The organism is Pseudophaeobacter leonis (genome assembly GCF_002087335.1).
Lineage (GTDB): Bacteria > Pseudomonadota > Alphaproteobacteria > Rhodobacterales > Rhodobacteraceae > Pseudophaeobacter > Pseudophaeobacter leonis.
The window spans coordinates 1-19,245 of record NZ_MWVJ01000050.1; the positions used below are offsets into that span (position 1 = coordinate 1).

Consider the following 19,245-nt stretch of genomic DNA (forward strand, 5'->3'; position numbering starts at 1 on the left):
CTTCCTGGGTGATGGTATCACCAGAAACCATCCGCGCAATCTCATCAACCCGTTCGCTCTCATTCAGCGGCACCACTTCGGACAGGGTAATCCCGTCAGCGACACGTTTTTGTACCCGCCAGTGGTGGCCGCCCTGGGCTGCAACCTGCGGCGAATGGGTGACCACAAGAACCTGCCCGGTGGCTGCAAGTGACTTGAGGCGACGCCCCACCGCATCAGCTGTGGCACCACCAACGCCCCGGTCGATCTCATCAAAAATCAGCGTCTTGCTTTGATCATCGCCGCGCAGGCAGACCTTTAGCGCCAGCAAAAAGCGGCTGAGTTCACCGCCAGAGGCAATTTTATTCAAGGGGCCTGACGGCGCACCCGGGTTGGTCGCGACAGTAAAGGCAACGCTATCATAGCCCTCAGGGCCGGGCTCGCCGGGCTCAACAAGGGTTTTGAAAACCGCCCGTTCCATTTTCAGCGGCGCCAGCTCTGCCATCACAGCCTGATCCAGCGCCTGGGCATTGTCATGCCGGGCGGCACTCAGACGATCAGCCGAGGTCTGATAGGCAGCCTCGGCCCGCGTCAGGGCCGCTTGCTGATCCGCGAGATCACGATCCCCCGCATCCAGTGCAGCCAGTTTGCCGCGCAACACATCCGCATGCGACGCCAGCGCATCCGGCAACACTGCATATTTACGGGCCAGAGCGCGGATTTCAAACAGGCGGGCCTCGCAGTCTTCCAGATCGCTTGGGGTGAAATCGAGCCCTTCCAGCACCCGTTCCCCCCCGTCCTGGGCATCTCCCAACTCGATCATCGCGCGATTCACAGCGCTGAGAGGGGCAGTAAGCCCCGTCTCATCAGCGCCTTCAACCCCTTCAAGCCAACGCTGGGCCTCCCCCAAGGCGGCCTCTGCCCCCTCGCTCAGCAAACTGTGCGCCCGCGCGATATCGCCGCGGATCCGTTCTGCCTGCTGCATCTGGCGGCGGCGCAGGTCCAGGGCTTCGTCTTCGCCCGCTTCAGGGCCAAGCTTGTCCAGCTCGGCCACCGCGTGACGCAGGAATTCTTCTTCGGCCCGCACAGCGTCCAGAGCCTCCTGGGTCGCCTGCACCGTTTTACGCGCCTTGGCCATCGTACTCCAGGCGAGGCGCGTCTGATCCAGCACCGCAGAAACAGAGGCAAAACTATCCAGCAACGCCCGGTGCCCACGCGGGTTCAGCAATCCGCGATCGTCATGTTGGCCGTGCAGCTCGACCAGTGTTTCGGACAGGCGCCGCAGCACCTCACCGGAACAGCGCCGGTCATTGACCCAGGCGGTTTTGCGGCCCTCGGCGGTGTTGACGCGGCGCAGCACCAGCTCTTCGCCACCGGGCCGGCCTGCCTCTTCGAGAATGTTATGCGCCGCATGGCCCGGGGCCAGATCAAATTCAGCAATCACCTCGCCCTGGGCAGCCCCCTGACGCACAAGTTCCGCGCGCCCCCGCCAGCCCAGCACAAAGCCAAGCGAATCCAACAGGATGGATTTGCCTGCCCCGGTCTCACCGGTCAGCACATTCAGGCCGGGCTGGAAGGCCAGCTCGAGGTGGTCGATGATCAAAAGATCGCGGATATCAAGTGCGCGTAGCATGGCCGGTCCCGTCGCCCCGTTCGGTCGTAAGGCCGTTACAGCCAGCGCCCTTTGATGGATTGACGATAAATCTGGCTCAGCCAGTTGTTGCCGCGATCCTTGAGCTTGAGCCCCTGAGATGTCAGCAACTTATAGCTATCCTCGTACCAATCGGTGGACTGATAGTTGTGGCCAAGAATGGCCCCCGCCGTCTGCGCCTCCTGGGTGAGACCCAGGGACAGATAGGCCTCAACAAGTCGGTGCAGGGCCTCGGCTGTGTGGCTGGTGGTCTGGAAATCCTCGACCACAACCCGGAACCGGCTAATCGCCGAGGTATAGTGGCCACGCCGCAGGTAATAGCGGCCAATCTCCATCTCCTTGCCCGCGAGGTGATCAAAGGCCAGGTCAAATTTCAGGATGGCAGAGGTGGCATATTCACTGTCGGGATAGACTTCGATCACCGTGCGCAGGGACTGCAGTGCCTGGAAGGTCAGGCCCTGGTCGCGGCCAACCTCGTCGATCTGGTCATAATAGCTGAGCGCCAGCAGATACTGCGCATACGCCGCATCTTCGTCGGTTGGGTAGAAATCGATATAGCGCTGCGCAGCCCCCCGGCTGCCTTCGTAGTTTTTGGCCTGATGATTGGCCAAAGGCCTGCATGATCAGGGCCTGTTTGGCATATTCGGAATAGGGATAAAGCCGTTCAATCTCGGAAAAATAAAAGGCAGCATCCTTGGTACGGCTGCGGGCCAGTTCAAATTCGCCACGCTCAAAAATCTGCTGCGGCGTAAAGCTTTCCAGCGGCACGGTCTGTTCCGCGGCGCCACCATCTCCGCCACATCCAGAGAGTGCTGCCATCAAAAGAGCCGCACCGATGAATTTGGCCCCTGTCTTGATGCCGATCATTATGCCTAAACCTCACCGTCACTGACTTCCGGGTGTCATGCCCCGGGTTCTGCCCCGTTTAGCACATTCATCCGGCGTGCAAAACGCCTTTCACCCACTTCGCCCCCACTTGGCAGAGTTTGTTCAGGATGGTCAAGTCTGGCAAGCCTAAGACGCCACGCCGCAGGCAAAGCTCTGCCCCCAATACGCAAATAGCCCCGCGACAACGGGGCTTGAGCGTCACCATACCAGGAGGTGCGCAAACTAACGTCACTGTAAAAGAGGCTATGCCAGCACAGGCGCTGCCAGATCAGGCGACGCGGCGGCTGTTGCTGGGAATTTCCGACCAGACAAGACCCTGTCCCGGCAGACGCGCTGTCATCGCCATGTCACAATCCACCCGGCGCACGGCACCTGGTGTCGCAAAGAGTTCGCGCAGCAAGGTGTTGGTCAGCGCATGACCAGCCCGGTCGCCGACGTAGCGCCCCAAAAGCGGGCCACCCGCCAACGCCAGATCTCCCAGCGCGTCCAGCATCTTATGGCGGACGGGCTCATCAGAATGACGCAGCCCTTCGCCGCTTTCGATCCGGGCGCCATCAAAGACAACAGCGTTTTCTCCAGGAACACCGCCCAGAGCCAGACCATTGGCCTGCATTGTTTCGACATCAACGCGGCGGCAAAAGGTGCGGCTGTCACAGAGCTCACGTACAAACGCCCCGTTGCGCAGGTCCAGAACCCGGCTTTGGCGGCCAATGGCCTGCTCATCAAAGTCGATATGAAATTCAATCATAAGGCGATCACAAGGCAGCAGCGTTGCCGTGGCACCGTCCTTGGTTACAGTCACAGGTTTCAGCACTTCAATGGCCGAAACTGGTGTCCCAAGACGGTGAATGCCCTGCCCCATAATACCGCGAACGAACTGCGCCGAAGAGCCATCAAGGATCGGAACTTCGGGGCCATCAAGCTCAACCAGCGCATTGTGGATACCGCAGCCAGCCAGCGCCGCCATCACATGTTCAACCGTTGAAACCGAAGCACCAGCAGCATTGCCAGTCGGGTGCAAAGCGCCGTGCGCTCCACATGGTCCCACAAGGCGGGAACAAGCGTGTTGCCCAAAGCATTGTCTGTGCGTTAGAAAACGATGCCGTGCCCCGCCGCAGCCGGGTTGATCACCAGCCGCGCCATTTGACCTGAATGCAGTCCGACCCCTTCAAATGCCACTGATGCTTTAAGCGTATTTTGCACCTTGTGCTCCTGATCACCATGTCCGACGTCATGCGCCGTGTTGCCAAGACAGGTAAGGAGTTCACAAAAAAGCCACAACTCAATCTTTGTAACGGATTGAAACATCCCTGTAACAGATCGGCAAAACACTGCTGAGACAAGGGTAAAATACTGTTATAAAACGAAAAAAGGCCGCCCGAAGGCGACCTCTTAATCTTTATTAGTGAAAGATTAATTTGCTTGGCGGCGCAGGAAAGCCGGAATTTCGATACGATCCTGCTCTTCTTCGGCCTGTTGTTGCTGAACTGGCTGCGGTTGCGGCTGTGGCGCCACGGCCTGCTGCTGGACCGGAGGCTGCTGGCGGACCGGCTGCGGCTTGGCTGCCGCCTGCGCTTCGGCAGCACTGCCTGTCATCCGGTGGATCAGCGAGTTCAGACCAAAGCGACGTTGCTCGGACTGAGGCTCAGACTGCTGGCCACCCGGTGCAGAGGCAACAGGGCGCTGCTGCTGTGGCTGCGCCAAAGACTGCTGTCCCTGAGCCCGCGCTGCTGCGGCCTGAAGACGCACGATAGCATCCGCAGAGGGTGTTCCGGGGGCTGGTGCCTTTGGTGCGACAAACGATGCTTCCGGAGGACCATCCGCCACATCGACCTGCGGCTGGAACGCCGGAACCTGCGGCTGATAGGCCGGCTGTGGCAAGCCATCGCTGCCCATATCCTCGATATCCTCAAAGACCTCATCGACCTGGTCGTGGACTGCACCTTGCTGCGCATCGAGACCTTCAAACAGCGAAGGTTCCTGCGCTGCTGGAGCGGCGGCAGTGACTGCAACAGCCTCCGCAACCTCTGGCTGCGCGACAGGAGCATGCAATTCCAGCGGGGCCGGACGCGCCTGCTCAACACTGACGGCTTTTTTCAACGGAGCCGACATCGGACGGCGCGGCACCGGGATTTCAGTCATGACTTCGGTGGCGTCGATACCGGTCGCAACCACAGAAACGCGCATCTTGCCTTCCATGGCGGTATCCAGGGTCGAGCCAACAATGATATTCGCCTCTGGATCCACTTCTTCACGGATCCGGTTGGCGGCCTCGTCCAGCTCAAACAAGGTCAGGTCATGGGCGCCGGTGATATTGATTAGAACACCCTTGGCCCCACGCAGGCTGATTTCGTCGAGCAAGGGGTTGGCGATGGCTTTTTCAGCCGCCTGAACCGCGCGATCTTCGCCCTCGGCCTCACCTGTGCCCATCATCGCCTTGCCCATCTCGTCCATCACGGCGCGCACATCGGCAAAATCGAGGTTGATCAGGCCCGGACGGACCATCAGATCGGTCACACCCTTGACGCCCTGATACAGCACGTCATCCGCCATCGAGAAGGCCTCGGTGAAGGTGGTCTTTTCATTGGCCAGACGGAACAGGTTCTGGTTTGGAATGATGATAAGCGTATCAACGACCTTTTGCAGGGCTTCGACACCCTCCTCGGCCTGACGCATCCGCTTGTGGCCCTCAAACTGGAAGGGCTTGGTCACGACGCCAACTGTCAGCACGCCAAGTTCGCGTGCCGCCTGGGCAATAATCGGAGCCGCACCGGTTCCGGTGCCACCGCCCATACCGGCGGTAATAAAGCACATGTGCGCGCCAGCCAGATGGTCAACGATCTGCTCAATGCTTTCTTCAGCTGAGGCAGAGCCAACGGATGGACGCGCCCCGGCGCCAAGACCTTCGGTGACTTTCACACCCAGTTGAATACGGCTGGTTGCCGCGTTTTGCTGCAGGGCCTGAGCATCGGTATTGGCCACGACAAAGTCGACGCCTTCCAGCTCTTTGCGATCATATTGTTGACCGCGTTGCCACCGGCGCCACCGACACCGAACACGGTGATCTTAGGGGCCAGTTCTTCCTGCCCGGGCATCGAAAGGTTCAATGTCATGCTCTTTCCGCCTGTATTTCAGCCCTCCCGCAAGGGCTATTCCTGTGTTTTCCGCCTCAATCTTACCGTGATGGCGGAGTCTCGTCATCCTAAAAAACGAAATACGCCACAAAATGTGGCCCATTCCTATGGGCAAGCCCGCAGAATTTCGCTCATCCCAGCAGATCTGGTAGAACAATGGGTAGCACAACACAAAAGAACACAGGCTCCGGCAAAAAGCCGAAGGTCACATAGTCTACTTATTATTGTTGCCCACTGCTCGGCATACTGGTGTCACTTTTTGTGACTATTAAATCTTTATTACCCTGTTTTATCAGCCCTGTCACCCAAATCACCTAAGGTTTCTTCCACAGGCTGGGGATATTTTTCAGAGCTGTTACCAATTATCCCTAAACCAGCGCACAGCACGACTGAGCGAGCGCCCATGGTTCCGGTCAACCGGGGTTTCAAAATCCCACCATTCATCCTGCGGATGGGCGGCAAACAGGCTAAGGCCAACTGCAGCGGCAAAGCCCGGACCTGTGGCCGATTGCGGCAAGCCGTGCACACGCAGGGGTCGACCCAGGCGCACCTGTTGTCCAAGAATGCGCGTGGCCAGACCGTCCAGCCCGAGGATCTGGCTGGAGCCGCCCGTCAGGACAATTTGCTGGCTCGGCAGGTATTCAAAACCGGCAGCGTCAAGCCGGGTGCCCACCTCTTCGAGAATTTCCTCAACCCGCGGCCGCATGATGCCAATCAGCTCGGCCCGGCTCACGGTGCGACGATCATGTCCCCAGCCACCGGTATCACCGCCGATATCAATCATGTCACGATCATCAACGCCGGTTGCATGCACGCCACCGCAAAAGGTCTTGATGCGTTCGGCATTGGCCATCGGCACACCCAGCCCCATCGAGATATCGCTAGTAATGTGGTCGCCCCCCATGCGGACCGCATCCGCATAGATCATGTGCTTTTTCATAAAGACCGAAATCGAGGTCGAGCCGCCCCCCATGTCAATACAGGCCGCGCCCAGTTCCTGTTCATCCTCAACCAGTGCGGCATAGCCCAAGGCATAGGCCGACGAGGCAATCCCCGCCAGTTCCAGATCACAGCGCTGAATGCAGCGCACCAGATTTTGCACCGTTCCGGTATCCACCGTCAGCATATGCATATCCACCGCCAGGGTCTGCCCCAGCTGGCCGCGCGGATCCTCAAGACCCGACCGGTTGTCGAGGGCAAAATTCACCGGCTGCGCATGCAGCACCTCGCGCCCGGCGCCATATTCAGGCACCTCACAGGCGGCTAAAACCTGCGCGATCTCGGACTCAGAGACCTCCTGGCCTTCCAGCTCCAGCTTGGCGTCCAGTCCATAAGAGCGCGGATTGGCGCCAGAGAAGCTGGCAATCACATGGTCGACCCGCACCCCAGCCATCTTTCGCGCCGCCTGAACGGCGGTGCGCACGGCGCGTTCGGCCTCTTCCATGGCGGCGATTTCGCCAAATTGCACCCCGCGGGAACGGGTGGTGGCGGCACCAATGACCCGGAAGCCCGACTGCCCGGCAAGTGAGCCGATAGAGTTGTCTGCGCTCAGACGTCCGGTGCCATCAAACCGCAGAACCAGGCAGGCTATCTTTGAGCTGCCGATGTCCAGAATGGCCACCACCCCCCGTTGCATCGCCTGACGACGCATTTGCCGCATCGCGCGCTGGGACTGATAAAGATCCGTCATCTTACAATCCACCCTCGTTCAATTCTCTGATCCGCCACCAGTTTTCCACTGCATTCTCCGTCATTCGGACTGTCGGCCGCGCCGCAATCCGCATATCCACCACCGCGACATCGCGCTCCAGCAGATCCTGTACTTCACTCACCACAATCAACCCGCTCCAGGGCCGGAATAGGCTTGATCGCAGGCAACATAATGCGTTGCCCCCGGTCCAGCACCACATCCCAACGGCGCTCGCCGATGCGCACCAAACCGCGAAGACGGCTGCCAAGAGGCCGCGCCGTAGCTATCAGCTGCAGCGCCTCATCGGCCATGAGGTTGGCTGAGCGGCCAGCAATCAGCGGCAATTCGGGGTTCATCGCCCGCCGTCCCAGCTCGGCGACATGCGCGCCGGTTTCGTCCAGCAAGGCCAGGCCTTCGTAATTGCGCCAGATCAGAGCAGGCACGCGCTCTTCCAGGTCGATCTGCAAAATCCCGCCGGGACGAATACGCACATCGGCGGATTTCACCGGATCAAGCGCCTCGATCTGGGTGCGGATCTGCGCCAGGTCCAGATCAAAAGAGCTCACCGGGAAATCCAGCGGCAGCACTTCGCGCACGTCTTGTGCGACGCTGGCACCGGCGCCATCAATGGCCATAACATTGACCATGAACTCCGGACGCTCTTCGATCGAGGCGCGGATGGAACTCATGGCCTCCTGCACCATGTCCCGCCGTCCGGCATCCGCAAGAACGGCGCCAGCCGCCGCAACAGCCAGGCACAGCGGCACGCCGAACTTGAGCCCAAAGCGAATGCCCGGGGTCAGCATCCAGCGCTGCAGCCGGTATTTCAGGCGCGAAGGCGCCGGGTCGGCCTGTGCGGACCGGCGCAGGATCCGTGCCTTTAGCGCCCGCATGATGCATCCTCGACCAAAGCAGCACAGAGCGCCCCAAAAGAAAGACCACAATGGGCCGCCTGTTCCGGCGCCAGCGAGGTGGGGGTCATGCCCGGCTGGTTGTTGGTCTCAAGCAGGATCAGCCCCTCGGGGCCTTTGGTTTCATCCCAGCGAATATCGGTCCGGCTAAGACCGCGACAGCCAAGCGCCTGATGCGCCCGCAGCGCATATTCAAGGCAGAGGGCGCGAATATCTCGTGGCAGATCGGCCGGGATCACGTGGCGTGAGCCACCGGGTTTGTATTTTGCGTCATAGTCATACCAGCCCTCCGTCAGGATATCGGTGACCTCAAGCGCACGATCCCCCAGCACGGAAACGCTGAGCTCACGGCCCGGGGCAAAGGCCTCCACCAGAACCTCGTCCGGCATATCGGGCGACAGCTGAGGCGGACCATTGGCCGCCTCATGAACCAGATAGATACCGACGCTGGAGCCTTCGTTGTTGGGCTTGACCACATAGGGCGGTGCCATGACATGCGCTGCCATCACGGCGTCCCTGGCAAACAGCCCGCTGGGCGCGATCGGCAGCCCAGCCTGCTGAAACACCATTTTGCTGCGCTGCTTGTCCATCGCCAGGGCTGACGCCAGAACACCTGAATGGGTGTAGGGCATCCCCATCCACTCCAGCAGTCCCTGAACGCAGCCGTCCTCACCCCAGCGGCCATGCAGGGCGTTGAAGACGACATCCGGTTTGCACTCTGCAAGCTGCGCATAGAGGTCCGGACCCGCGTCCAGCTCTGTTACGTCATACCCTCACCCCGTAGTGCGGCTGCGCATTCACGCCCACTGGACAAAGAGCCCTCGCGTTCTGCCGAGGGCCCGCCCAATAGTACCGCCACTTTCGGAGTGTTCTGCTCGACTCACCCACGATAGCGCCTCAAAATTGTCGGGCTTTTCGCCCTTGGTTATTGGAGCCGGAAAATGGCCCGCATATTCATCGGGTCGTTGCCCGTTTTTGACCGGAGTTAACACCCCTGATTTTTCGACAGGATCATACAATATGACCCCACCTGCCCGTCAAGCAGCTGCCTGGGCTGCTGGAGAGCGTATTTCGCAGCTCTGGCGTGGCACCGGCCCTGACAAGACCCCAGTCCTGACTGGCATCCCTGCGCCATCATAGCGCCACAAGTCTTACCGGCTTATTAACGCTGCCTTTACCATGTTAAAGATCTGTCCTGCCAGCCTGTTACAACAGTCAAACACCTGACAACACCCTCAGAATATCGCAATGGTTTGAAAAACCTATGAGTTTCAGGATGTCACGGTGTTATTTTGATTGCTCGAACAGGGGCTCTCCGACCCTCTTGATTTCCCACTCTAGCGTTATGCCGGAATTGGCGTAAACCTTTTTTCTGACATCTTCACCCAATGTTTCAAGATCTGCGGCAGATGCGCCACCGGTGTTGATCATAAAGTTAGAGTGCTTCTCGCTCATCTGCGCGCCACCTATGCTGGCTCCGCGCAGACCGGCGTCGTCAATGACCTTCCAGGCCTTCAGATCCTGCACATCATCCGCCCGCCCCGTCGAGGAAAACCCCGCAGGATTGCGAAAGGTTGAGCCTGCCGAGCGCTCTTTGGTTGGCTGGCTTTCATCGCGCTTTTTCAGCTGCTCTGCCATGCGTTCATGCAGTATCGTCGTGTTTGCCGCCGGTGCGCGCAGCGTGGCAGAGACCAGAACCGCGCCCTCAGGAAACGCGGTCTGACGATAGGCAAATTTCAGCTCATCTGCGGTGACTTCGCGCAGCACACCGTCGCGGGTGACGATCTGCGCCGACACGAAGACATCTGCAATATAGCTGCCATAGCAGCCGGCATTCATCCGCACAGCCCCGCCGACACTACCCGGAATGGTGCGCAAAAAGGTCAGATCCAGCCCGGCATCCGCTGCGCGCCTGGCCACATGTGCATCCAGCGCTGCCGCCCCGGCAGTCACCAGATCACCCGCGATCTCAATGCTGTTAAACCCCCGCCCCAGGCGGATCACCACAGCCCGCAGCCCACCATCGCGCACGATCAGGTTAGAGCCTACGCCCATGGGGAAAACCTCGGTCTGCGCAGGCAGTTGCGCCAGCAGGTGCTGCAGATCTGCGACATCCGCAGGCTGAAACAAATAGTCGGCAGCCCCGCCAACCCGCAGCCAGGTAAGCTCTGCTAAGCTCCGGTTCGCCGTCAGTTTGCCTCGGATACCGTCGATATTCATGCCCTGACACTCCCTCGTCCCGGCCCGGCACAGGCCGCATTCGAATTCCTTGTCAGCCTTTAGCCCGTATATATGCACAAAGACAACGCCCCACTGGCGGCATGGCCTGGCCTCGCCCCAGATAGGTGAGGCTTCTCAGTCTTTGTGGCGGCGGTGATCTTTTATGCGCCCAAAACCAAACCAGCGGATCAGATATATAACCGGCCAGCGCAATACGCTCATGGCAGCGCAGAGCACGCCCAATCCCCACCATGGCCCGTTCTGATAGACCACATAGCCCAATAGCGGAATGCCGGTAATGATCAGAAAATAGGCCCGCCGCCAGTGATGATCCTTGCTCGGCAACACCGCCAGAAAATTGGCAACCAAAGCCCAGACCGCAGCCAGTGTCAGCGAAAGTGTCATTCCTGCGTATCCTCTATCAGCGTCTCACGGGGCGCGCGGAACTTGGCCCAATAATACCTGATCGGTCGCCGGTACATGGAGACCACCGCAAACAGGCCAAAGGCAACAGCGCCCCAGCCGAGCTCAATCCCCAGCCACACCAGTAAAAACGGCGCGAGACACAGCAGGATCCGACCAGGAACATAGTGGCGCTCAACAGGCAGCATGGCCACGCCCGTGGTGGCAAACACCCAGAGGATCGCGGCAATAAGGCTCATAGCATGCCGCCAAGGGCGGTGGAAAGTGCGGCAAGCGCCAGCACAAGCCCCAGTACAGGAACAGCCATCGGCACCTGAAACAGTGCTTCGGGCTGGCGGCGTTTTTGCAGGATCAAGGCCAGATTCACCATCACAAAGACCGAAAGCAGCGTCGCAGAGGTCAATTCCGCCAACTGGGCCACCGGCAGCAAGAAGGCGGCGACCAGAACCGCGCTGCCAATCAACACCGTGGCGCGCACCGGCGTGCCAAAGCGCGGATGAGCCTGACGAAACACCGCCAGCCCGGCGCTTCTTGCCCCAAGTCCGTAGAGCACCCGCGAGGCCATAACGATCTGGGCCAGCACGCCATTGAGGGCCGCAAACACAGCAATTGAGGAGAGAAAATGCGCATTGCCGCCCTGGCTTTTTTGCCAGACCAGGGCCAGAGGGCTTTCGGACTGCGCCAATACATCTAGCGGCACCGCCCGCACAGTCGCCCAGCAGACCAGCGCATAGATCACCGAGGTCACCGCCAGAGAGATAATGATCGCGCGCGGCAGAATGCGGGTCGGCTCGTGCACTTCTTCGGCCATGTTGACGATGTCTTCAAACCCGATGAAGGCAAAAAAGGCCAGAACCGCGCCAAAGGCGACCCCTGCCATCAGCCCTGTGTTCAGACCAGAATTCAGACCCGAATTCAGACCAGGCGCGCTAAGCGTGTCCAGGAGCGGCGCGGCAGTCGCCCAATCGGCGCTGGCCTCGGCGGAAAATCCAGCCCATATCACCAGCCCCAGACCAACGAGCTCTATCACGGTAAAAACCGCCACCAGCGCAAAGCTCTCAAGCACGCCGAGGATGGCAACCAGTATCAGGGCCAGCCCCATGCCCAGAATGACAATTTGAGCGTTCACTCCGGTGGCGGCAGAGAAATAGCCCGCCCCCCCACGCAGTACCGCACCTGCCGAGATGGTCCCGGCCAGAACCACCGCAAGACCGACGATGATCGCCAGGGACTGCGAGTTGAACCCCTGCCCCACATAGGCGCCCTCTCCGGCGGCTTCGGGCAGACGGGTGGAAAATCCCGCATAGGACAGCGCCGTGGGTGCTGCAATCAGCCCCGCCAGCAAAAAGGAAAAAGGCGCCAGAACACCGGCCTGTGCCGCCACGGCGCCCACCAGAACATAAATCCCGGCCCCCACCATGACACCGATGCCATAAGCGGTCAAAAGCCCCAATCCAATGCGGCGCTTCAGGGGCTGGCTCATGACTACATTCCTCTAATCATATCGGTTTCTCACACCTGGCTAAGCCGCTCGGGCAGACCATTGGCCCAGGTACTGATGGTGCCGGCCCCAAGGCAAACCCCCATGTCACCCGCACGCGCCTGCTCGCGCACCAGGCGCTCAAGATCATCCTCATTCAACAGGGCCCGGGAGTGGCGGTGCCCATGCCGGATCAGCCCCGCCCCCAAATCATCCCGGCTCGCACCAGGAATGGGGTCTTCGCCGGCGGAAAACACCTCGGCGATGGCGACCACATCTGCCTCGTTGAAACAGGCACAGAAATCGTCAAACAGGGCCGAGAGGCGCGAGTAACGATGCGGCTGATGCACCGCGATCACCCGGGCTCCGGGGGTGTCGGCAATGGCCTGACGCGCCGCTTTCAGCACGGCTGCGATCTCAACCGGGTGATGGCCGTAGTCGTCGATAATGGTGACGCCCTTGACCTCACCCACCTTGGTAAAGCGACGATTGACGCCGCCAAAATTGGCAAGGGCTTCGCGAATTTCATGCCCGTTCATGCCCAGATGACGCGCCACAGCCACCGCTGACAGGGCATTAGAGACGTTGTGATCTCCGGGCATCGGCAGACTGCAGCCTTCGATCACTCGATCCTCGGACTGCAGATGAATGTCAAAATGCGCCACACCCGCCTTATAAGTCAGGTTGGTGGCGCGCACATCGGCCTGCGCGTTAAAGCCATAGGTGACAACGCGGCGGTCCGTAATGCGCCCCACCAACGCCTGTACCTCGGCATGATCGGTGCAACAGACCGCAACACCATAAAAGGGAATGTTCGAGACGAACTCATAGAAGCCATCGCGCAGCCGGTCAAAGTCACCCCAGTGTTCCATATGTTCGGGGTCGATATTGGTGACCACGGCAATGGTGGCAGGCAGCCGGTTAAAGGTGCCGTCGCTCTCGTCGGCCTCAACCACCATCCAGTCGCCCTGCCCCATGCGCGCGTTAGAGCCATAGGCGTGAATGATGCCGCCGTTGACAACCGTTGGGTCAAATTTACCCGCGACCATCAGCCCGGCTATCATGGTGGTGGTGGTGGTCTTACCATGGGTGCCGCCAATGGCAATGTTGGATTTCAGCCGCATGAGCTCTGCCAGCATCTCGGCCCGGCGCACCACGGGCAGGCCGCGACGGCGCGCCTCGTCCAGTTCGGGATTGCCCGCTTTGATCGCCGAGGAAATCACCACCACCTCGGCCTCGGCAAGGTTCTCCGCCTGCTGGCCGACAAAGACCAAAGCGCCCAGCGTTTCCAGCCGCTGGGTGATCTTTGAGCTCTTCAGATCAGAGCCCGGCACCACATAGCCCATATTAAGCAGCACCTCGGCGATGCCGGACATGCCGATGCCGCCAATGCCGACAAAATGAATGGGGCCGACGTCACCGGGCAGTTTGGTTGCAGGGGTCATAATTATCCTTCCTCGGCCGTCTGCTCAACCAGAGCCAGCAAACGGTCGGTGGCATCTGGAACACCGACATGCAATGCAGCAAGCGACATCTGCAACGCGGCCTGCGGGTTATTTAGTATCATGGCGATTTGCCCTGAGAGCGTCGCCACGTCAAGCTTGCTTTCGGGCAGCAGCACCGCCGCGTTGGCGTCGACCAGACCGCGCGCGTTGGCGGTCTGTTCATCGCGGATGGCGGCCGCCAGCGGCACCAGGATCGACGGCCGCCCAATCACGCTGATATCTGCGATTGAGGAGGCCCCGGCGCGCGAAATCACCAGCTGTGCTTCGGACATACGGGCTGGCACATCATGAAAGAACGGTTGCACATCCGCCGCGATGCCTTGGCTGTCGTAGAACTCAGTGACGCGCGCCATATCCTCTTCACGGGCCTGATGTGACACGCGCAGATACTGACGCAGGGTGTCCGGCAAGGCCGCGATGGCCGCGGGCACCACATCCGACAGGATACGCGCGCCCTGGCTGCCGCCCATCACCAGAATGGACATCGGGTAGTCCCCCGGCGCAATAAAGGCAGCGCCTGCGCGCTCCGGCACAGCCCCGCGCACCGGGTTGCCCACATGGATGCCAGCGACCCCTTCCGGCAGCTCGGTCGGCCAGGTGCCGCAGGCGACGGTGCCAACCCGTTTGGCAAAGAGCTGGTTGACCCGCCCCAACACGCCGTTTTGTTCGTGGATCATGCGCGGCAGCCCCAGCAATGTCGCCGCACCAAGCGCCGGAATAGAGGGGAAGCCGCCAAAGCCGATCACCACATCCGGGCGATCCCGCCGCATCTGCCAGGCCATCGACATGACGCCCGCCGCAATCTTTGGCGCCACCATGGCCTTGGCCAGCAGGCCGCCCCGGGCAAAGGTGGCGGATGAGACCTCTGATATCTCTGTGCTATGCGGAAAGGCGCCCGTGTAGCGCGCACCGCGCGCATCGGTCGACAGCTTGACCCGCCAGCCTTTGCGCAGCATCGCCTCGGCCAGAGCCTGGGCCGGGAACATATGTCCACCGGTGCCACCGGCCGCCATCAAGAGCAGTTTCTGTGTCATATCACTCGCGTTTCTTTGCTTGAGACGGTTTAGCCGCGTCCGCGACCCCGCAGGAAATCGGCGATCTCACCCTGCGGTCTAGAGCGGGTGAAAGACAAGAGCATGCCCAGCGCAATTCCGCCTGCAATCAGCGAAGAGCCGCCGTAGCTCACGAAGGGCAGTGTCATGCCCTTGGCCGGCAAAAGCCGCACGGCAACCCCCATGTTGATCATCGCCTGCACGCCAAACATGCAGACCAGACCGGTCCCCGCGAGGCGGATAAAGGTATCGCGCTCGCGCATCAGCCGGAACAAGGATCGCACCACCACCATGGCGTAAAGCCCGATCAGAACCAGCACCAGAATGAGCCCATATTCCTCGGCTGCGACCGCCACGATGAAATCGGTATGGGCATCGGGCAACGACCACTTCACCTGGCCTTCACCAACCCCCACGCCAAACAAGCCGCCCTCGCGGATTGCATTGGTGGCATAGCCCATCTGGGTGGTCGGGTCGATTTCCGGGTTCAAAAACCCGTCGATACGGCGGGCAAAAAGTTCCGAGTTGGAATAGGCAAAAATGCCGCCCAAAACCCCCACACCTGCCATGCCAACCAGCAAAAGAAATGGCGCCCCGGCGACAAAATACATCACGCCCCAGCCAAACAGGATCAGACAGGCCTGGCCAAAATCGGGTTGCAGCACCAGCATCATCACCACAGCCATACAGATCCCAAAGGAAATCAGCGTGCCGGGAGGGCCGTTGATCTGCTGGCTGGACGAGATCATCCAGGCCGCCACCACCACAAAGCCGGGCTTTAGAAATTCTGACGGTTGCAACGAGGCAAACCCCAATGAGTACCAGCGCACAGCGCCCTTGCCAAAATCGGTGCCCAGCACCGGCAGCAGCGCCAGCGCCACAAAAGCACAGGCAAAGCCAAGCACCGCAAGACGGCGTACCAGCTGTGGTGACATCATCGAGGTGAGGATCATGGCCGTCAGCGCCGTGACGCCAAAGATGGCCTGCCGTTGTACATAGTGGAAATTGTCAAACCCGTTGCGTTCGGCCAGCGGCACAGAGGCGGCAAGCCCCAGCAACAGCCCCAATACAAACAGCATCAGGATGGAGGAAATGGACCACTTGTCCAGGGTCCGCCACCATTTCGGAAGGATCGGTTCACCTGTGGGAACAGGAACCGCGCCATAGACCATCTCAGTCATGGGAATACCGCCAGTCTTTGCCTCAAAATCAGCCCCATTTTGGGGTCATTGCGCACAGAGTAGCCCGAAACCCCCGATCAGGCCAGCCTCTTGATGGCCCTGCAGCAGGATTTCGCGCCCCTCGCCCTCCCTGTGTTGATGCCCCTTTGTGGATGCCTGGGTGGATGCCTGTATGGATGCCAGCGTGGATACCTGTGTGGATACGGGCCCGCCTCACCCCTTGCGCCACTGCGTCATCCGTGGTCGATGCTGCGCATGTTTGTACATACTGTGATTCTTGGTGCTGGCGCGGCTGGCATGATGTGTGCCGCCCATGCCGGTGGCGACTGCCTTGTGGTGGACCACGCCAAAGCACCCGGAGAAAAGATCCGTATCTCTGGCGGTGGGCGCTGCAATTTCACCAATCTGGACGCCACCCCTGAGAACTACCTGTCGCAGAACCCGCATTTCTGCAAATCCGCCATGGCGCGGTATACCCAGTGGGACTTTATCTCGCTGGTAGACCGCTACGGCATTGCCTGGCACGAAAAAACCCTGGGACAGCTGTTTTGTGATGGCTCCGCCAAGCAGATCGTCGCCATGCTGGTGGCTGAGCTGCAGCAGGCCGGCGCACAGCTTTGGCTGCAGACCTCAGTAGAGACTGTGCGCTATGAGGGGGACACGTATCACCTGACCCTGCTGCGCGACGGCAAACCCCAGCAGGTGCGCTGCAAGAACCTGGTGCTTGCCACCGGCGGCAAGAGCATCCCCAAGATGGGCGCCACCGGTCTTGCCTATGATATTGCCCGCCAGTTCGGCCTTGCCCTGATCGAGACCCGCCCCGGCCTTGTGCCCTTTACCTTTCCCGAGGGGCGTTTCACCGCTCTGGCGGGCACGGCCCTGCCCGTGCGCCTGTCCAATGCGCGCGCCAGTTTTGACGAAGCCCTTTTGTTCACCCATCGCGGCCTTTCGGGCCCCAGCGTGCTGCAGCTGTCGTCCTACTGGCACGAGGGCGAAGAGATCAGCGTCAACCTGATCCCCGAGATGGACCTGTTTACCCTGCTGCGCGACCAGCGCCAGACCCAGGGACGGCGCGCCGTCACCACAGAGCTGTCGCGGCATCTGCCTGGGCGACTGGTGGATTTTCTTGCCAAAGAGTTCGAAATCACCGGCAGGCTTGCGGATCAGTCCGATGCCGCGCTGCAGGCGCTATGCACGGGGTTTGAGACCTGGAAGCTCACCCCGGGGGGCGGCGAGGGCTATCGCACCGCCGAGGTCACACTGGGCGGCATCGACACCGATGCGCTCTCGTCCAAAACCATGCAGGCCAAGCCCCAACCGGGCCTGTTCGCCATTGGCGAGGCGGTTGATGTCACCGGTTGGCTGGGTGGCTACAACTTTCAATGGGCCTGGGCCTCGGGCCATGCGGCGGGCACCGCCATAGCCGCCAGCCGCTAGCCCCGCGCTTTAACTGGGTTTTTTTTAACCCAGGCCCGTTCAGCTAGGCCCGTAAAGCTAGGCCCGTAAAGCAAGGTTCTTTAACCTAGGCTCTTTAGCCCAGTTTTTAACCTAGGCCCTTTTCCACTTCGGCAATAAAGTCATCACCGCGCTGCTCAAAATTGTCATACTGATCGAAACTGGCAGGGCTGGCGCCAACAGCACCACGTCACCCGCCTCGGCCTCGGCCATGGCCCGGGCAACAGCCACCTCCATCGTGGTACAGACCTCGGCTTCCACATCCAGCTGCATGGCAAACCCCGAGGCCTCGCGGCCAATCACATAGGCCTTACGCACAGATCCGGTCTGACCTTTGAGCGCCTCCAGACCGCCGTCTTTTTCCAGACCACCGCAAATCCAGCGGATATTTTTAAAGGCGCTCAGGGCCTTGGCGGCGCTGTCCAGATTGGTGGCCTTGCTGTCATTGACATAGCGAATGCCTGCAGCCTCTGCCACGGTCTGGCTGCGATGCGGCAGCCCCGGATAGCTGGCCAAGCGCAGCTTCGATCACCCGTGGTGCCAGTCCCAAAACCCGCGCGGCGGCATAGGCGGCACAGGCGTTCTGGTGATTGTGCTCTCCCGGCAGCCCCATCATCTGGCGCAGATCAATCGAGGCCACCTGCCGCCCCTTGCGATATTCGCTGAGGAAGCCTTTGCGGGCAAAAATCTGCCAGCCCGGCCCCGTCAGTTTGCGTTTTGTCGAGACCCTGATCACCCGATCATCGCTTGCCGCCTGCGACATCTGCCCCGCCAGAAACTGACCTTCATCCTCGTCGACGCCTATGATGGCCCGATCCGGACCGCCCTCAGCAAACAGGCGGCGTTTGGCGGCGAAATAGCCCCCAAGCCCCGCGTGACGGTCCAGATGGTCCGGCGAAAGGTTGGTAAAGATCGCCACATCCGGCGTCAGCGCCCGCGCCAGCTCTGTCTGATAGCTGGAGAGCTCAAGCACCACTACGCCCGCGTTGCCAGGCGGGTCGATGTCCAGCACACCGCGGCCAATATTGCCCGCCATCTGACTGTCACGGCCAACGGCGTCAAGAATATTATGCAGCAGGGCGACGGTGGTTGATTTGCCGTTTGATCCGGTGACAGCCACCACCTTTGGCGGCTGATCCAGCATGTCCCATCCCTGGGCTGGCAGTGATGCAAAGAACAAACCGATATCATTGTCCACCGGCACGCCAGCCTCAAGCGCCGCCCGGATCACCGGGTTCGGGCTGGGGTAGAGATGCGGAATTCCAGGCGATGTCACCAGCACGGCCACATCATCAAAGGCCCCTTGCCGCCGCAGATCCCGCAGATCAACCCCTTCCGCCTCTGCAGTGTCGCGTGCCTCTGGATTGTCATCCCAACACACCGGAGTGGCGCCGCCCTCCAGCAAGGCCCGCGCCGTGGCAAGACCGGATCGCCCCAACCCCAAAACGGCAACCACTGCACCCTCAAACCCTTGAACCGGGATCATGGCCCACCTCATATTTGATCAAAATTCAGCGCCAACACTGCACCGCAGTGTCCAGACTTGCAAGGGCGCGCACAGAGGCCGCAAGGCCTCTGCCACCCCCAACAATTGCCAGAGTGGCGCAGCCGCTCGAAATTGGCGGGAGCCCTCCCTGCCTTGCAGCCAGTTGCGCCGCAAAAAGGGGGCTAAAGCC

The 19,245-nt window shown here is 60.5% G+C and carries 10 protein-coding genes and 6 pseudogenes; 1 reads left to right on the forward strand and 15 read right to left on the reverse strand.

Features of this window, described 5'->3' with window-relative positions:
• The 14 genes and pseudogenes from recN to ftsW all read right to left on the reverse strand — a co-directional run.
• On the reverse strand, positions 1-1,612 hold a 1,612-nt coding region (recN, locus tag B4968_RS12235), incomplete at its 3' end, for a DNA repair protein RecN (protein ID WP_083099371.1).
• A gap of 35 nt (positions 1,613-1,647) precedes the next feature.
• Positions 1,648-2,497, reverse strand: a pseudogene (locus B4968_RS12240) (outer membrane protein assembly factor BamD).
• A gap of 289 nt (positions 2,498-2,786) precedes the next feature.
• Positions 2,787-3,721, reverse strand: a pseudogene (gene lpxC / locus B4968_RS12245) (UDP-3-O-acyl-N-acetylglucosamine deacetylase).
• Positions 3,722-3,931: 210 nt separating this feature from the next.
• Positions 3,932-5,631: pseudogene (gene ftsZ, locus B4968_RS12250) on the reverse strand (cell division protein FtsZ).
• Between the two features lie 376 nt (positions 5,632-6,007).
• On the reverse strand, positions 6,008-7,342 hold the full coding sequence (ftsA, locus tag B4968_RS12255; protein WP_083099372.1) for a cell division protein FtsA: 1,335 nt from the start codon (positions 7,340-7,342) through the stop codon (positions 6,008-6,010).
• A 1-nt stretch (position 7,343) separates the two neighbouring features.
• Positions 7,344-8,235 (reverse strand): annotated as a pseudogene (locus B4968_RS12260) (cell division protein FtsQ/DivIB).
• Positions 8,223-9,112: pseudogene (locus tag B4968_RS12265) on the reverse strand (D-alanine--D-alanine ligase). The pseudogenes B4968_RS12260 and B4968_RS12265 overlap by 13 nt, the downstream one beginning before the upstream one ends.
• 428 nt (positions 9,113-9,540) lie before the next feature.
• Positions 9,541-10,473 carry a UDP-N-acetylmuramate dehydrogenase gene (murB, locus tag B4968_RS12270; protein WP_083099374.1) on the reverse strand — a complete coding sequence of 311 codons (933 nt, stop codon included), beginning with the start codon at positions 10,471-10,473 and terminating at the stop codon, positions 9,541-9,543.
• A gap of 135 nt (positions 10,474-10,608) precedes the next feature.
• Positions 10,609-10,878 carry a DUF2484 family protein gene (locus tag B4968_RS12275; protein ID WP_083099376.1) on the reverse strand — a complete coding sequence of 90 codons (270 nt, stop codon included), beginning with the start codon at positions 10,876-10,878 and terminating at the stop codon, positions 10,609-10,611.
• Positions 10,875-11,135, reverse strand: coding sequence for a DUF2484 family protein (locus B4968_RS12280; protein ID WP_083099377.1), 261 nt, complete (start codon positions 11,133-11,135; stop codon positions 10,875-10,877). The genes B4968_RS12275 and B4968_RS12280 overlap by 4 nt, the downstream gene beginning before the upstream one ends.
• Positions 11,132-12,379, reverse strand: a complete 1,248-nt coding sequence (locus B4968_RS12285; RefSeq protein WP_083099379.1) for an APC family permease — start codon at positions 12,377-12,379, stop codon at positions 11,132-11,134. The genes B4968_RS12280 and B4968_RS12285 overlap by 4 nt, the downstream gene beginning before the upstream one ends.
• A 29-nt stretch (positions 12,380-12,408) precedes the next feature.
• Complete coding sequence (murC, locus tag B4968_RS12290; protein ID WP_083099380.1) at positions 12,409-13,821, reverse strand: UDP-N-acetylmuramate--L-alanine ligase; 1,413 nt, start codon at positions 13,819-13,821, stop codon at positions 12,409-12,411.
• A 2-nt stretch (positions 13,822-13,823) separates the two neighbouring features.
• The gene (locus B4968_RS12295) at positions 13,824-14,915 is read right to left on the reverse strand and encodes a UDP-N-acetylglucosamine--N-acetylmuramyl-(pentapeptide) pyrophosphoryl-undecaprenol N-acetylglucosamine transferase (RefSeq protein ID WP_083099382.1); all 1,092 of its coding nucleotides are present in this window, start codon (positions 14,913-14,915) and stop codon (positions 13,824-13,826) included.
• A gap of 29 nt (positions 14,916-14,944) precedes the next feature.
• Positions 14,945-16,114, reverse strand: coding sequence for a putative lipid II flippase FtsW (ftsW, locus tag B4968_RS12300; RefSeq protein ID WP_083099383.1), 1,170 nt, complete (start codon positions 16,112-16,114; stop codon positions 14,945-14,947).
• A 255-nt stretch (positions 16,115-16,369) separates the two neighbouring features.
• Here ftsW and B4968_RS12305 point away from each other — a divergent pair, with 255 nt between their 5' ends.
• On the forward strand, positions 16,370-17,551 hold the full coding sequence (locus B4968_RS12305; RefSeq protein WP_083099388.1) for a BaiN/RdsA family NAD(P)/FAD-dependent oxidoreductase: 1,182 nt from the start codon (positions 16,370-16,372) through the stop codon (positions 17,549-17,551).
• Between the two features lie 106 nt (positions 17,552-17,657).
• Here B4968_RS12305 and murD read toward each other — a convergent pair.
• Positions 17,658-19,055 (reverse strand): annotated as a pseudogene (gene murD, locus B4968_RS12310) (UDP-N-acetylmuramoyl-L-alanine--D-glutamate ligase).
• Between the last annotated feature and the right edge of the window lie 190 nt (positions 19,056-19,245).

What these genes read in the sequence shown, in the direction of transcription:
- ftsA (WP_083099372.1), bottom strand. Translation starts at nt 7,342, where the DNA reads ATGACGGATCTTTATCAGTCCCAGCGCGCGATGCGGCAAATGCGTCGT.
- murB (WP_083099374.1), bottom strand. Translation starts at nt 10,473, where the DNA reads ATGAATATCGACGGTATCCGAGGCAAACTGACGGCGAACCGGAGCTTA.
- B4968_RS12275 (WP_083099376.1), bottom strand. Translation starts at nt 10,878, where the DNA reads ATGACACTTTCGCTGACACTGGCTGCGGTCTGGGCTTTGGTTGCCAAT.
- B4968_RS12280 (WP_083099377.1), bottom strand. Translation starts at nt 11,135, where the DNA reads ATGAGCCTTATTGCCGCGATCCTCTGGGTGTTTGCCACCACGGGCGTG.
- B4968_RS12285 (WP_083099379.1), bottom strand. Translation starts at nt 12,379, where the DNA reads ATGAGCCAGCCCCTGAAGCGCCGCATTGGATTGGGGCTTTTGACCGCT.
- murC (WP_083099380.1), bottom strand. Translation starts at nt 13,821, where the DNA reads ATGACCCCTGCAACCAAACTGCCCGGTGACGTCGGCCCCATTCATTTT.
- B4968_RS12295 (WP_083099382.1), bottom strand. Translation starts at nt 14,915, where the DNA reads ATGACACAGAAACTGCTCTTGATGGCGGCCGGTGGCACCGGTGGACAT.
- ftsW (WP_083099383.1), bottom strand. Translation starts at nt 16,114, where the DNA reads ATGACTGAGATGGTCTATGGCGCGGTTCCTGTTCCCACAGGTGAACCG.
- B4968_RS12305 (WP_083099388.1), top strand. Translation starts at nt 16,370, where the DNA reads ATGTTTGTACATACTGTGATTCTTGGTGCTGGCGCGGCTGGCATGATG.